The 14,018-nt window shown below is 55.3% G+C and carries 12 protein-coding genes; 5 read left to right on the forward strand and 7 right to left on the reverse strand.

Annotated features, from left to right (window positions below; genetic code table 11):
* Nucleotides 1-98 precede the first annotated feature (98 nt).
* Genes ABIE64_RS15970 through ABIE64_RS15985 form a run of 4 tightly spaced genes read right to left on the reverse strand, consistent with a single transcriptional unit; the run spans nt 99 to nt 6,873 of the window.
* On the reverse strand, nt 99-2,174 hold the full coding sequence (locus ABIE64_RS15970; RefSeq protein WP_354377931.1) for a hypothetical protein: 2,076 nt from the start codon (nt 2,172-2,174) through the stop codon (nt 99-101).
* Nucleotides 2,171-4,882 carry a DUF4159 domain-containing protein gene (locus tag ABIE64_RS15975; RefSeq protein WP_354377932.1) on the reverse strand — a complete coding sequence of 904 codons (2,712 nt, stop codon included), beginning with the start codon at nt 4,880-4,882 and terminating at the stop codon, nt 2,171-2,173. The genes ABIE64_RS15970 and ABIE64_RS15975 overlap by 4 nt, the downstream gene beginning before the upstream one ends.
* Nucleotides 4,879-5,832 (reverse strand): DUF58 domain-containing protein, encoded by a 954-nt coding sequence (locus tag ABIE64_RS15980; RefSeq protein WP_354377933.1) that lies wholly within the window; start codon nt 5,830-5,832, stop codon nt 4,879-4,881. Before ABIE64_RS15980 ends, ABIE64_RS15975 begins: the two co-directional genes overlap by 4 nt.
* A gap of 3 nt (nt 5,833-5,835) precedes the next feature.
* Nucleotides 5,836-6,873 (reverse strand): AAA family ATPase, encoded by a 1,038-nt coding sequence (locus ABIE64_RS15985; protein ID WP_354377934.1) that lies wholly within the window; start codon nt 6,871-6,873, stop codon nt 5,836-5,838.
* 115 nt (nt 6,874-6,988) lie between these two features.
* Between ABIE64_RS15985 and ABIE64_RS15990 the strand changes: the two genes are divergently transcribed.
* Genes ABIE64_RS15990 through ABIE64_RS16010 form a run of 5 tightly spaced genes read left to right on the forward strand, consistent with a single transcriptional unit; the run spans nt 6,989 to nt 10,519 of the window.
* On the forward strand, nt 6,989-7,570 hold the full coding sequence (locus ABIE64_RS15990) for a DUF1285 domain-containing protein (RefSeq protein ID WP_037990551.1): 582 nt from the start codon (nt 6,989-6,991) through the stop codon (nt 7,568-7,570).
* A complete protein-coding gene (locus tag ABIE64_RS15995; RefSeq protein ID WP_071240839.1) occupies nt 7,567-8,202 on the forward strand; it encodes a CoA pyrophosphatase in 636 nt (211 codons plus the stop codon). The genes ABIE64_RS15990 and ABIE64_RS15995 overlap by 4 nt, the downstream gene beginning before the upstream one ends.
* Before the next feature lie 19 nt (nt 8,203-8,221).
* Nucleotides 8,222-8,509 carry a hypothetical protein gene (locus ABIE64_RS16000; RefSeq protein ID WP_007089055.1) on the forward strand — a complete coding sequence of 96 codons (288 nt, stop codon included), beginning with the start codon at nt 8,222-8,224 and terminating at the stop codon, nt 8,507-8,509.
* 52 nt (nt 8,510-8,561) lie between these two features.
* Nucleotides 8,562-9,872, forward strand: a complete 1,311-nt coding sequence (locus ABIE64_RS16005; RefSeq protein WP_071240838.1) for a CCA tRNA nucleotidyltransferase — start codon at nt 8,562-8,564, stop codon at nt 9,870-9,872.
* Nucleotides 9,873-9,874: 2 nt separating this feature from the next.
* Complete coding sequence (locus ABIE64_RS16010; protein ID WP_037990554.1) at nt 9,875-10,519, forward strand: DUF459 domain-containing protein; 645 nt, start codon at nt 9,875-9,877, stop codon at nt 10,517-10,519.
* 24 nt (nt 10,520-10,543) lie between these two features.
* Here the strand turns inward: ABIE64_RS16010 and ABIE64_RS16015 are convergent, their stop codons facing one another.
* The 3 genes from ABIE64_RS16015 to xerD all read right to left on the reverse strand — a co-directional run bounded on the left by ABIE64_RS16015 (nt 10,544) and on the right by xerD (nt 14,007).
* Nucleotides 10,544-10,885, reverse strand: a complete 342-nt coding sequence (locus tag ABIE64_RS16015) for a hypothetical protein (RefSeq protein ID WP_354377935.1) — start codon at nt 10,883-10,885, stop codon at nt 10,544-10,546.
* A gap of 125 nt (nt 10,886-11,010) precedes the next feature.
* A complete protein-coding gene (locus ABIE64_RS16020) occupies nt 11,011-12,855 on the reverse strand; it encodes a GGDEF domain-containing protein (RefSeq protein WP_354377936.1) in 1,845 nt (614 codons plus the stop codon).
* A gap of 213 nt (nt 12,856-13,068) precedes the next feature.
* Nucleotides 13,069-14,007 carry a site-specific tyrosine recombinase XerD gene (xerD, locus tag ABIE64_RS16025; protein ID WP_354377937.1) on the reverse strand — a complete coding sequence of 313 codons (939 nt, stop codon included), beginning with the start codon at nt 14,005-14,007 and terminating at the stop codon, nt 13,069-13,071.
* Between the last annotated feature and the right edge of the window lie 11 nt (nt 14,008-14,018).

Below are 14,018 nucleotides of genomic sequence, written 5' to 3' on the forward strand. Positions count from 1 at the left end.
CCATCGGCAATATATGCGACATCTTCGAGCCTAATGAATGCTGGAACTTCTTTAAGGCTGCAGGCTATGCTTCAGATTAAAAGCAAAATGCTTTAAGGCTATTTGCTTTCGATCCGCCAGCCGATCAGACACATCAACCCCAGAAGAATAGCAACGACCGGAAGAGGCAACAGATTGGTAATGCCGCCAATCACTGTGCGATAGCTTTCCGTTTCCATCAAGCCTGCCCAGTTTGTGCCAAACCAGACACGTTCCTCTTTCACCCGGCGGAAATCGGGAAGCCCTTTTTCGATGCGATCAATATATCCGCCATTGGCCAGAACCAGTTCGCGTAAAAGGTCCGATGTCGAGTTGGTGTTGCGACGTTCACTGGTCAGAACATCGCGGTCGACATGCAATGCTGACTGGGTAACGCCGTCGCGATCAAGGGCCTGAACGCGGATCAGGCCGCGCTCTGCGATGGGCAGGGTGGCCTGCCATGTCTGATCCGATGTTCGTTCAAATGTTGTGCGCACAACTTCGCCGGTTTCCGGATCGGCACCGGTTGCGGTTGTCGGTTCAGCCCCGATCTTGCGCCAGCTCAGGGTCAGACTTTTACCATCGGCGCTGCGTTCGGTGGCAATGGTGTTTTCGTCAAGGGCCGGTTCCTTCATCAGCCAGTGCGACAATCGGCGTAGTAATTCGGCAATCGGTCCGCCACCATCATGGCCGCGCTGCCACAACCACATCTGATCCGAACTCAGCATAGCTGCCCGGCCTTCTTCAACACGCCGCAAAGACAATAGGGGTAATTGATCCACACCGGTCAAAAGCGTCATGACGTCATTGTCAGTTTCCCGGGTTTCGATTTGCCGATACCAGCGGCCCCATTTTGGCGGGGTATTGATTGAACCGGCAATCGGGGCTGTCACCGGATGAATGCGTCCGGCTGTGTTCACGCGCGGCGCAAAAGGTTGTTCAATCACACGGCCCGTTGCCCGAACCGGCATCAAATCACCCAGAACCGTGTTTGAAAGCCCATCAGGTCCAAGATATTCCGGCCCGGCGACAACAAGGGCGGCACCACCCCATCGGACATAATCCACCACCTTTTCCAGATAGTGGGCAGGCAAAACCCCGCGCATCTGATAGCGATCAAAAATGATCAGATCGAACTGCCGCAGGCGCACTTCAAACAGATCACGGATCGGAAATGGGATCAGAGCCAATTCGTTGATCGGGGTATCGTCGCCTTTTTCCGGTGGGCGTAGGATCGTGAAATGCACCAGATCAACACCGGGATCGGCACGCAGAAGGTTCCGCCATGCCCGTTCGCCGGGATGCGGTTCGCCCGAAAGCAGCAGGACACGGAGCCGATCACGAACGCCAGTCGTTTCAAGGATCAGCCGGTTGTTGGTCTGATCTGTTTCGTCAGGATTTTCATCCATGCGCAATTCGGCGATCACCGGCCCGGCATGGGGCACAGGAATGGTAACCCGGTGCGGTTCGTTGGCCGGCAGTGTCAGGTTCCGTTCGGTGCCATCTTCATGCAGCATGCGGACCGATACCGGACTTCCTGTCGCAAGGTTGCGATCAATGGCTTCGACCATGAAATCCGCGTTCTTGCCGACAATACCGTAATCCGCGGTCTGGCGAATTTGCAAACGCCGGTCATGTTCATCTTCGCGCCCGGTAATGAGCGCATGCAGGGGCGCACCCAGATTCAGACTGGCGGGAATATCGTGAATTTGCCCATCGGTAATCATGACGACCCCGGCCAGTCGTTCGCGCGGGATTCCGCCAAGAAGCCGGTCAAGGGCGGCAAACATCAGGGTGTCGGTTTCGCCCGGCACTTCTTCGATACGCAGTTCGATACTTTGATCATCGGCAAAGCGGTTGCGTATCTGCGAGATCGCGGCATCCGTCTGGTCGGTGCGGCTGCCGATATTCTGGCTATTGGAACGATCCACCAGCACAAGGACGATGTCGCTTAGTTTTTCACGGTTCTGATCGGTAAATTGCGGCGCAATCAGTGCAAGCAGCATGACCGCCATCGCGATTGCCCGCCAGATCGTGCCCCGCAGGCGAAATACCGCAAAAAGCAGAATGGCGGCTACACAGGCGATGGCAAGTATTTGCAGCAGCCCGATATCAAGTAATGGTGCGATCTGAAAATCCTGCCAGCTTCTGTTCATCGGCCAAGCCTTTCAAGGATTGCCGGTAAATGAACCTGATCCCCCTTATAACTGCCGGTAAGCGCATACATCACCAGGTTGACCCCGAAACGCCAGGCCATTTCGCGCTGGCGCGGGGAAATGTCATCGGTGCGGCTCTCTGTCTGGATGCCTTCGTTCAGCATCCAGGCCGATGCCCAGTCATTCCCGCCAAACAGAACAGACGCAACACCGTCCAACCGTTGATCGGGCCGTGCATCAAGCCAAAGCGGCGCGGCAAAGCGGCCATAGGCATGGTCCAGCAGATAGAAACTGCGAAACAGGATATGATCCCCCGGCGCCTTATCAAGGATCGGGATTTCCAGCCCGGCCAGTAATCGGCGCAGGCGGGCGGGTTCGACTTCCTGATCACGGCTGTCAATCAGGATCATGCCGCCGCTATCAAGATATCGGTTGATACGCGTCCGGGCAAAGTCCGAAAAAGGCTGCTGTCCGTCAACCAGCGGCCAATAGATCAGCGGATAAAAGCTGAGATCGTCGGCTTCGGGGTCAATGGCATCCGGGGCGGCCAGGTCAGCGGCCGTTCGCCGACGCAGGATTTCGGTCAAGCCGGCAAGTCCCGACTGGCTGAGACGGTCAATCGGGGCAACATCCGTCTTGAGATAGGCGAGACGCGGTTGCAAAGCAGCGGCCTGGGTTTCGACCGCCCTGGCGTCGCGGCCACCCAGCAGCATCGTTGCCGAAGCACCGATAAATGCCAGCAGAAGGAAAGATGTCAGCGCATCTTTATGCCGGGTACGTCTCAGACTGACGTGATGGACGAGTATCAGGGCAACCCCGTCAAGGATCAGAAGCAGCATCGCAGCCATCAGGCACATCGCGGCAAGATCGATTTGGTCCTGATCGGTGATTTCGCGTATGACCGTGCCGGACGGCCAGCGAACCTGACTGTCAAGATTTTCAAGGAATGAGCCAAGGTTAAGCGCAACGGCCTGACCATTTTTGCCGTATATCCCCGGCGGATGCCGTGGATCGGGCATCGGCAACGGTGTGCGCAAGGGCAGGGTCGTTGCATCAGGTTGATGAGCACGGCCAAAGCCATCGAGCACGGATTGGGCCGGCAGGCTTGTTTGCAGTTCGGCCTCAGACCGGTCACTTGGGCTTGCAAGGGGTAAAAGGCGTTGCCAGATTTCGACAAACAGGCCCGACATCGGAAGGTTCGACCAATCGGCCCACGGGGTCACATGGAAAAGAACAATTCGCCCGGCATTGCGCGGGGCACTTGTAATCAGCGGGGTGCCATCAGTCAGGCGGGCCCATGTTTTGGCAACAATTTCCGGATCGGGTTCGGCAAGAAGTTGCCGATTGATGGTAATTTCCTCGGGAATCAGGACGCCGAAAAATGGACTGGTTTCCGGAAATGCCAAAAGTCGTTTCGGTTTTTCCCATGACATCGATCCGCCGAAATCCCGATTGCCAAGACGCAGCGTCACAGGCAGGAATTCCGGTTCGACCTCGGTCGTGCTGTCCCCTGCGAAACGCACCAGCATACCGCCATCGCGGACCCAGCGTTCAAGGGCTGAATATTGGCTGCCAAGGCCGGAAATCGGTCCTGTGGCGACAAGGATATCCATCCCGCTTTCAAGCAGCTTTCCAAGTGGTGCATAGGTCACGTCGGCATAGGGGGAAATTGCCCGGTCCAGAAAGAAATACCGATCCGACAGCAGCACCGGACTATCACCTGAACTGACAATCACGCCGACTTTTCGCTGTTGCCAGCGGGCGCCGGTTTGAAAGACCGTGGCAGCGGATTCTATGCCTTCTATTCCTAAGGACTGTATCGAATTGGTGATGTCGCTGGGTAGTGGGATTTGGGTTCTGGTCTGATGGGTTGCAGGTTCAATTTTTACGGTGTGACGCAACAGAACCTGACCACGTTCATTGCGCGCAAGAAGGGCAAATTCGCCTGGCGCATTCATATTCTGATGGGCCAGGGTGACATCAAGTCCGGTACGGTTGCGTGTCAGCGATTGAACCGCGATGCGGTTTTCACGTTTGGGACCAAGTACGGTAATCGGTGCAATGGTACCAAGTTCGTTGGCAAGATCGGCCTTTGCGGGGTGTTCCATATTATCCGTCAGCCACATAATGCTGCCGATGGAATTGGCCATATGCTGGTGATCGGCGATCCGGTTTGACAGAGCCGTATAATCGGGGCCCCATGGGCGCGGATGCAGTCGATCAATAAAACGGTCAGCTTCGTGCGGCGATATCGGGCCGATAATATCGGGTAATCTTGTTGTTGTTGCGCCGGATGCCTCGGGTGCGGTTTGTGCGATATAGATACTGCGCAAGTCCAGCCGTGCCTGATTGATGATCTGGCTAAGGCCGGTGCGATATTCCTGCCAGTTTGCTGCTGATGACCAGCTGTTTTCGGCAATGATCAGAATAGCGCCCTCGTCGCGCGAGAATTCTGTTCTGTTAAGGACTGGTCGCGCGGCGGCGAGGATCAGCATGGTCAGGATCAGGCAGCGTAAAAGCGTTTGCCAGATTGGTGCACGTTGCATGTCACGCCGGTTGGCACGAAGCCCCCGCAACAACCGGGCCGCCGGAAACACGACTTGTTTGGGCGACCTTGGTGCGGATCTGATGATCAGCCAGACAATCGGCAGAACCAAAAGACCGGCCAGCATCGCAGGGTATAAAAAGGTGATGGCCGCAAGGTTCATCGCGGCCTCGTCGGGCTGTTGCGGTTCATTGCCGGACGACCACGTCCGTTAGAGCCACTTTGGCTTTGGCGTTCGCTTAGATGCTGATAAAGCGCAAGCAGGGTCGGGCTTGCACTTTCCGAAGTCACATGCTGGTCACACAGCCAGTCGTTTTCACGCGCGGCGTCGCGGATGTCGGCACGCCAGGTTTTGGCCCGCTGCCGGAAACCTTCCCGAAGGTCTTCAAACCGTTCGCTGCGGTAAATCATCTGATCGTCGGTATCCATGAAATTGACCCGACCGGTAAAGGGGGGCTCGATTTCAGCGGGATCAAGAACATGCACCAGCGCACCGTCATTCTGATACTGGCCAAGGGTCTTGATCGCGCGGACCGGCGACTGCTTGCTATCGACGAATTCCAGAAAATCACCCAGCACCAGAACGGAATGTTTGCGACCGGCATGCATCGAACCGGCATGGTCGGTGATGTTGCCCGGGCTTGCCAGCATGGCGTGGGCCAGTTTTTCAAGATGTTCGGCAGATGTGATGCGAGTCCGTTCGGCATCGAATGTTCCGACCGTTTCCCCGTTGCGCAGCAGCAGATCGGCAAGTGCGATGGAAATGACAAGGGTGCGTTCGGCCTTGAAAGGGATGTCTCGTGCCGATGACCAGTACATGGATGGCGATAGAACCGGCCAGATCCAGTAATTGTGGCTGGCCTGCCATTCGGTCTGGCGGATAAAGGTATGATCGCTACGCGCGGAACGACGCCAGTCGATCTGGTTGGTCGGGTCGCCAGTGATATAGGGGCGGAACTGCCAGAAATCGCTGCCAGGGCCGACTTTGCGGTTGCCGTGAAGGCCGCTTCGCAAGCTGATCGCCATGCGTCGGCTTTCATCGATCAGTTGCGGCAATCGGGCCGCCAGTGCACGTGCGGCTGCAACATGATCGTGGACCGCGGGCAATGCCAATTCTTATTTCTCCTGCAGATGTTCCAACGCGTTGGTGATCAGGCCTCTGGCGGTGAAACCCTCGGCACGTGCCCCATAGGTCAAGCCGAAACGATGGCGAAGCACCGGAACGGCAAGGGCTTCGATATCTTCGATCGAGGGGGCGAAGCGGCCAAACAGCATGGCACGGGCACGACAGGCAAGCGACAGGGCCTGTGCCGCACGCGTGCCGGGGCCCCAGGCAACATTATCGCGGATATCGGTCATATGCGTGCTTTCCGGTCGGCATTCACGGCAAAGTGCAATGATGGTATCCAGCACCCGGTCGGGCATTGGCAGACGCCGGACGAAATCCTGTGCTTCGGCCAGATCGTCGGCCTGAAGCACCTGCCGCGGGCGCACAGGATAGCGGCCAGTGGTTTCGGTTACGATGCGTCTTTCTTCATCCTGATCGGGATAGCCCAGCCGGACTTCCAGAAGGAAACGATCAAGCTGTGCCTCGGGCAGGGGATAGGTGCCTTCCTGTTCCAGCGGGTTCTGGGTTGCCAGAACGTGGAACGGTTCCGGAAGCTTGTGGCTGTAACCGGCGACGGATACTTCGCGTTCCTGCATGGCCTGCAACAGGGCGGACTGGGTGCGCGGGCTGGCGCGGTTGATTTCATCGGCCAGAAGCAACTGACAGAAAACCGGGCCCTTGATGAAACGAAATGCACGTTTGCCGTCTGCCCCTTCTTCCAGAACTTCGGAGCCAAGGATATCGGCCGGCATCAGGTCGGGTGTGAACTGGATACGCTTATCAAGCAGGCCAAGGACTTTTCCCAATGTATGGGCCAGTAATGACTTGCCAAGTCCGGGCGCACCGACCATCAGGACATGTCCGCCGGATAAAATGCCGATAAGTGTTTGCTCTATGGCTTCATTCTGCCCAAATATAACAGATGAAACCATCTTGCGGGCTTCGTCCAACCGGCCAACACAGGCGTCAAGCCGCCCTGCGTCGCGTTCAAGGCTGCTGTCTTGTGAAAGACCCATTTCTTCGGGAAAACGTGGCGCGTTTGTCATGACAGGAAACTTTGCTTCCTCTGTTGTGCCGGTAATCGAAGCCGGTTACCCAATAAGGATGGTATCAGCGTTATAAAAGCGCGCAATCTTTTGGTTTCGGACCTAAGTGTATAGCATGAGCAGTAACGAAAAAACCGTCGATCTTGCCGAAAAGCTCTGGACCCGCCTTCGCGCCGGAAAACCGGCAGGCGGACGCCATCCACAGATCTGTGGCGACATTCCCATGTCTATAGGTCGTGATGGAACCTGGTTCTATCAAGGTGGGCCGATTGGCCGTATCGAACTTGTCAAACTTTTCGCATCTGTCCTGCAACGCGACGAGGAAGGCGGGCACTGGCTGGTGACCCCGGCCGAGATGGCGCGCATTGAGGTCGAAGATGTTGCTTTCATTGCGGTCGAGCTGGAAAAAACCGGCGAGAGTACGGCATCTGTCATCCGTTTTCGGACCAATATTGATCAGTGGGTCGAGCTTGATGAAAATCATGGTTTAAGGGTTGAACACGACCCCGAAACCGGTGAGCCGTCGCCCTATGTGAAGCTTGATCGCGGTCTTGAGGCCCGACTGAACCGGGCTGTATTTTATCAGCTGGTCGATATGGCTGACGAGCTTAAAGAACCGGAGACCGGCAAAATGCGTATTGGTGTTTACAGTCACAATCAGTTCTTCGAGATCGGAACGCTGGAGGCTGGCGAATGACACCGGCCCAGATCATTGCCGCATTGAATGCGCCGCGTGATGATATTCTGCAGCGGCGTGGGGACCATGCGGTTGACTATCCGGGATCGAAATCACGCGCGCGCGAATTTGCCGAGGGGGAATTGATTGCGCGTCCGGCAGCGGTTCTTGTGCCGCTTGTACGTCGCGACGAAGGCCTGCATGTGATTTTGACGCGCCGCACCGATCATCTGAGCGATCATGCCGGTCAGATCAGTTTTCCCGGCGGTCGTCAGGAAGACCATGACAATACGCTTGAGGAAACCGCCCTGCGAGAAACCGAGGAAGAAATTGGGCTGTCGCGCGCGCATATCGAACTGGTTGGTCGTCTGGACGATTATTACACTGTAACCGGATATCGGGTGACGCCGGTTGTTGGGCTGATCACACCGCCTTTCGACCTTGCACCCGATGCACATGAAGTGGCAGAAGTATTTGAAGTACCTTTGGAATTCATTGTTGAACCGCAAAACCAGAAACTTCAGACCGTGACCTTCGAAGGGGCAAAGCGCCGCTATTTTGCCATCCCGTATCAGGAATATTACATCTGGGGGGCAACGGCCGGAATGCTGGTGAATTTCAGCGAGGTTCTTAAGGCGAGTACTGAACGGTAATGATTGGAGACTATCGGTAATGCTGCGACAGATTATTCAGATTGCCATTCCCGTAATCCTGCCGTTTCTTGTTTACGGTCTTTGGCTTAAATGGGCGCGGGCTAAGGCGATTCGGGAAGGGCATGATGTTATTCCGCCCTGGGACAAAGGGCCGTGGCTTTTGCTGCTTGGTATTGGTGTGGCGCTGGCGGCGGCAATCCTGATTGTAACGGCACTCGGGACTGGTGCATCACCTGATTCCATTTATCATCCGCCGGTATTAAAGGATGGTGTCGTTCAGCCAGGATTTTTCGAACCCAAGGAATAACTCGGAAAAAAGACATCCGCCTGCAAGGTTTCAGGCCAGCAAAGATTTACCGATGACCGAACTGACAGCAACCGGACATCTGCAGCCCTATGGGGTGATGACGCATCCCGACACAGCACGTGTATTTGATGCAATTGCAGCACATGGCGGCACGGCCCGCTTTGTTGGCGGGATCGTACGCGATGCGCTTTTGAAACGTGATCTGATCGATGTGGATATCGCGTGCGACCTGAAACCGGAAGAAACCGTTATTGCCCTTGAAAAGGCGGGGCTCAAAGTTATCCCCACCGGGCTTAAACACGGCACGGTGACGGCGATAACCGATGCATCGGCCTATGAAATCACGACGCTGCGCATTGATGTCACGACCGATGGCCGTCATGCAGAAGTCGCCTTTACTGATAGCTGGCTTGGCGATGCCAGACGTCGTGATTTTACATTCAATGCGCTTTATTGCGATCTGGACGGGACGATCTATGATCCGTTTGACGGTGAAACGGATTTGCGCGAAGGCCGGGTACGTTTCATCGGTATTGCCGAAGACCGGATTGAAGAAGACTACCTTCGTATTCTGCGATTTTTCAGGTTTCAGGCATGGTTTGGTCGACCACCACTTGACCCGATTGGTGCGGAAGCATGCCGCAAGGGGGCGCAAGGGCTTCGGGATATTTCACCCGAACGTATTCGCGATGAGATGTTTAAATTGCTGCGTTCACGCAGCCCGGCAGCCACGATTAAGGAAATGATCGGCTTTAATGTGTTGCCGGTTATCTTGCCGGATTTGGCAGATACACCGCGACTTCGCATGATGGAATGGCTTGATAGTACGGCTCTTGCCGATTCTGCAATCAAGCCCGATCCGTTGCGCCGTCTGGCGGCCTTGTACCGTGCGCCGGAAAATGCTGATGACGATTTGCAGGCGGCAACCGAATTTGGCAGGGCATTGAGATTGTCCAACGACGAAGCTGACCGTTTCGCGGCAATGATTTCCAATGCCAATCTTATCAGTGCCGATTTGTCCGAGGATACGATCCGGCGTGATCTTTATCGCATCGGGCCGGATGCCTTTCGCGATGCGGTTTTGATTGCCTGGGCGGCGCGTGCGGCGATCCCGCCACGGGCCAGCAGTGCCGAAAACCGCGATTGGCAGGCTTTGTTGCAGGCGGCAACAGACTGGGTCGATGTTAAAATGCCAATTCAGGGGCGGGATCTTCTCGCAGCGGGTCTTGTGACCGCCGGGCCGACAATGGGCTGGTTATTGAAGATGGCGGAAGAATACTGGATTGCAAATGCCTTTGCGCCCGGTCGCGAGGAACTGATGAATTATTTGGCGGCGCAGAATGCCGCAAAGTTGCAGGAGTAATCATGACCGAAGGTGTTACAGGTCATCGCATTTGCTGTTTTGGGGACAGTCTGGTCAATGGCGTGCGCGACGGGGATAAAGGCGGTTGGCCAATACGGCTAGGCCGCCGGTTGCTGGACGAGGCCAAGCGCGAAACGACGATCTATAATCTGGGCATTCGTGCCGAAACCAGCGAGGGCTTGAAAGCTCGTTGGAAGTTTGAGGCCGAACTTCGCATGGTGCCGGAATTCCCGACGGTTTTGATGTTCAGTTTTGGTGTGAATGATGCCAACCATGCCGAAGACCGTGGCGAGGAAACCACAATGCGGGTTTCCCCCGCCAAATCGGCGGCAAATGCAGCAGAGATCATAGGCGAAGCATCCAAATTGGCACCGACCTTGTGGATCGGACCGCAGGCAGTCATTGACGGCGGTAAGTCCAGTAAGGAAATCAACGAACGCCTTGAAGGGCTAAACCAGATATATGCCGAAACGGCGCGGGGTTTTGACGTGCCTTATCTTGATCTGCATGCAACGACGCTTGCCGATCAGGATTGGCAGCGCGCGCTTCGTCGTGGAGATGGCTATCACCCGGACCGGGCCGGTTATGACCGGATTGCCGAACTGATTTGGAACTGGGATGGGTGGAAACGTACCCTTGGGCTTTAAGGCCGGGTTATCGCTGCTGTCAGGTTAGACGTAGAAATCAACAAGGCTGCCACGGTTGTTGGCACCCCTGGCGAAGGTGTGACTGGACTTCCCGTTGGCCCCGTAGCTGTTGGCGGGATCATCGCCCTGATTATTTTCAAGTGTCAGGGCAGTCTGGCCATCCTGAAACCGGCGTTCATTGCGTGCCGTTTCCGCAGCACGCTGAACGCGTTCGATTTCTTCGTCAGAAAGCTGGATCGAGTTTGCGACCTGCTCGACGGATTGCTTCTGTTCCTGCTGCGTCTGGGATGCACGTGGCGATACCGGACTTGCCGGGCGGACCGGAATCGGCGGCAGAATTTCAGAAGTGCTGGTAACGCTGACCATGATGGCAGGACGGCTCGCTACATTTGTTATGACGGGCAGCAAAACAAGTGTGCTGTATTTTCCGGATTTTAGCGTCAGTGATTTTAAAGAAAAGCGTTATTTGCAACGATAACGCGTATCACCTGTTATCCGGGTTCCTGTATCATCGGCGCGATATTGTCCGGCGCGTCATAATGGCCCGCGGCAAAGCGGGTCACGCTATTTTTGGCAATCGTTTTGAGTTTCGCGGCCTCGATCGAGATATGGTCAAGCGTAATGTCTGTGCGTTCCGGCGGGATACGTACCAATGCCGCACTAACCGTCATCAAAGGAAATTCGCTGCTTTCACCGTTGCGCCCCTTGCCGATCAGGTAACCCTGATCGCGGGTTTGGGCGTCATAGAAGCTTTTGATCTGTTCATCGAACATGGATTGGGCACGTTGAACCGCACTTACGGCATCCTCGAAGTCAATTGACTGGACATAGGCAAAGAAATCATCGCCGCCGATGTGACCAACAAACCAGTCATTCTGGCTTAGCGCTTTGCCCAATATATCCTTGAAAAGCAGTATCGCGCGATCCCCTTGCCGGAAACCGTAAAGGTCGTTGAAGGGGTTGAAATTGTCGAAATCAAAGTAAACGGCAAAGCGACGGCGGCGCGGTTTGGCAAGTGCGTTGGCCGCATAGCGATAAATCGCACTGTTTCCCGGAAGACGGGTCAGCGGATTTTCATCGCGTGCATTTAGCGTATTGCGTTCATTAACCGCGCGCAGCAGCGCACTTTGATCAAGCACGCCAAGGTAAACCCCCTTTTCAGTCAGGATCACACCATCAAGCGAGTTTGCCGCGACAAAGGTTTCAAGCAGTTCTGACAGACTGGTATTGATATCGGCAATCGGGCAGCGGCGCAAAAAACGGCTGATATTTGTGCGGTTGGCCGGGTTTTGCAAAAGCTCGCGACCAAATGGCGTGTATATGAAAGCCTTGAAATCCGAATCCCTGATCACGCCAAGCGGTTCGCCCTGCCTGTTGATAACCGGTGCAATGGCGATGTCGGTATTTTTCTGGAAATAGGACAGGATTTCCACCGGATTGATGTTGTTTTCGATCGGTGGCGTCTCGAGCAAATAGGACCGCAAAACATCGCCGTCACGTTCCACCCCGCGCCGGTTTTCTATCGCAACCCCGGAAATGGCAGGGACGATATCTGTACGTTCCGGCAGGTCGACCGATGGCCGTGCAATAAAAAATCCCTGCACCAGATCGCATCCGATCCGTCGACAGCACAAAAACTCTTCGCGGGTTTCAACGCCTTCGGCCACGACCTGCGCGGCAATCATATGCGCGAAAGCCGTGATTTGGGATACAAACAGTTCCTTGCGCCGGTCGCGATCAATCCCGTCGATAAAGAACCGGTCAATCTTGATGATGTCTGGTTCGCATTCGTAAAGCGCGCGAAGCTGGGCAAAGCCGCTGCCATAGTCGTCGATCGCAACCTTGAAACCCTGACTGCGATATCGCGTCAGAATATCCTGAAGGTATTGGGCGTTGCTGATGTCGTGACGTTCTGAAATTTCAAGAAAGATGGTGTCGCGTTCAAGACCGGCTTTCCGCAGCAATTCGGCGGTGCGGCCCGGCTGATAATCCGGGGTACGGACAACACGACTGTCAAAATTGTAAAACAGTTTCAATCGGCGTGCTTCGGGCAGGCGGGCAAACTTTGCAATCGCCTTTTCGCGCAACATCATGTCAACGCCGTGCAGATTGCCGGTTTCCCACGCCGTATCGAAAAGGGACTGGATCGACTCAAAGCCGCTGTCTTCCCAGCGACGCAAAAGCGCTTCGTAGCCAAATATGTGGCCGGTATGCGGGTTGACGATCGGTTGAAAGGCAAAGTCGACTTTTTCGACGATCTGCTTCCAGTTCCGAAGGCGGAGTGCCGAGCCGGCAGCTCTGTCCGCGGTCAGTTCATCCTCCGCATCAAATGCCAAGGCTATTCCCCGATCTTGAAAAATTTACTGAATCCTCTGAACGGCAGGAGCATCACGGTACATGCAAAGCTCCTAACGCAGGATCGGCAACAACCTGATGACAGTACAGTTACGAATATATGACATCCGCAGAAAACCGACACTTTCCACAGCATTTGGTCGAGGTTTCTTATACAGAGAGCTAGACAAATTTTGTGATTCCGGCGGGCGAAGTCAGCCACGTTGCAGTTGAGCAAGTGGATGGTGTTCCTGCACAAGGCCGCGTAAACGCGATTCGAGGACGTGGGTATAGATTTGTGTCGTTGAAATATCCGAATGGCCCAGCATCTGTTGCAGGCTGCGCAAATCGGCCCCGTTTGCCAGAAGGTGGCTGGCAAAGGAATGACGCAAGACGTGCGGGGAAACCCGTGACGGGGCAATTCCGGCCTCGGCAGCAAGGTCCTTGACCATATTGAGGAACATCTGGCGCGTCAGATGACCCGATTTGCCGCGCGACGGAAACAGATAGGGTGATTGGCCGGGCTGGTTTGCCTTGGTGACCGGAATAAACAATGCCCGGACTTCAAGATAATCCCTTAAGGCATCACGGGCAGGATCGGACAGCGGGACGAGCCGCTCCTTGTTTCCCTTGCCCCGAACGATCAGCATTTGCGGGTCACGCGCCGCAGCGGCAAAAGGCAGTTCAACCAGTTCGGAGACGCGCATGCCAGTGGCATACATCAATTCTACCATCGCCAAAAGGCGTTTGCCCTTGATGCCGTCATGATTGGTGGCGGTGACAATCAGTCGATCAATTTCATCAATGGTCAGGAATTTTGGCAATGTATTGCCCTGCCTAGGGCTGTCGATATGGGCAGATGGATCGTCATTGCGATATCCATCGGCATAAAGGAATTTGTGGATCTGCCGGACGGCGGAAAGCCGACGGGCCTGGGTTCGCGGCGCCAAACCTGCATCGCCAAGCGATGCCATATATTTCCGGACATGGATGTCCTGCGCACCGATCAGGTCCGATTTTTGCGTTTTCAGACTTGCAACATAATCTTCCAGATCACGGCGATACGCGTCGAGCGTATGAATGCTTGCCCCACGTTCTGCTGCCATCATTTCCAGAAAGGCCGCGACAAGATTGCTGTTAAGCGGCTGTGCCACGATATCTGTCC

Origin of the sequence: Thalassospira sp. MBR-102, assembly GCF_040549275.1 — a bacterium.
GTDB classification, from domain to species: domain Bacteria; phylum Pseudomonadota; class Alphaproteobacteria; order Rhodospirillales; family Thalassospiraceae; genus Thalassospira; species Thalassospira xiamenensis.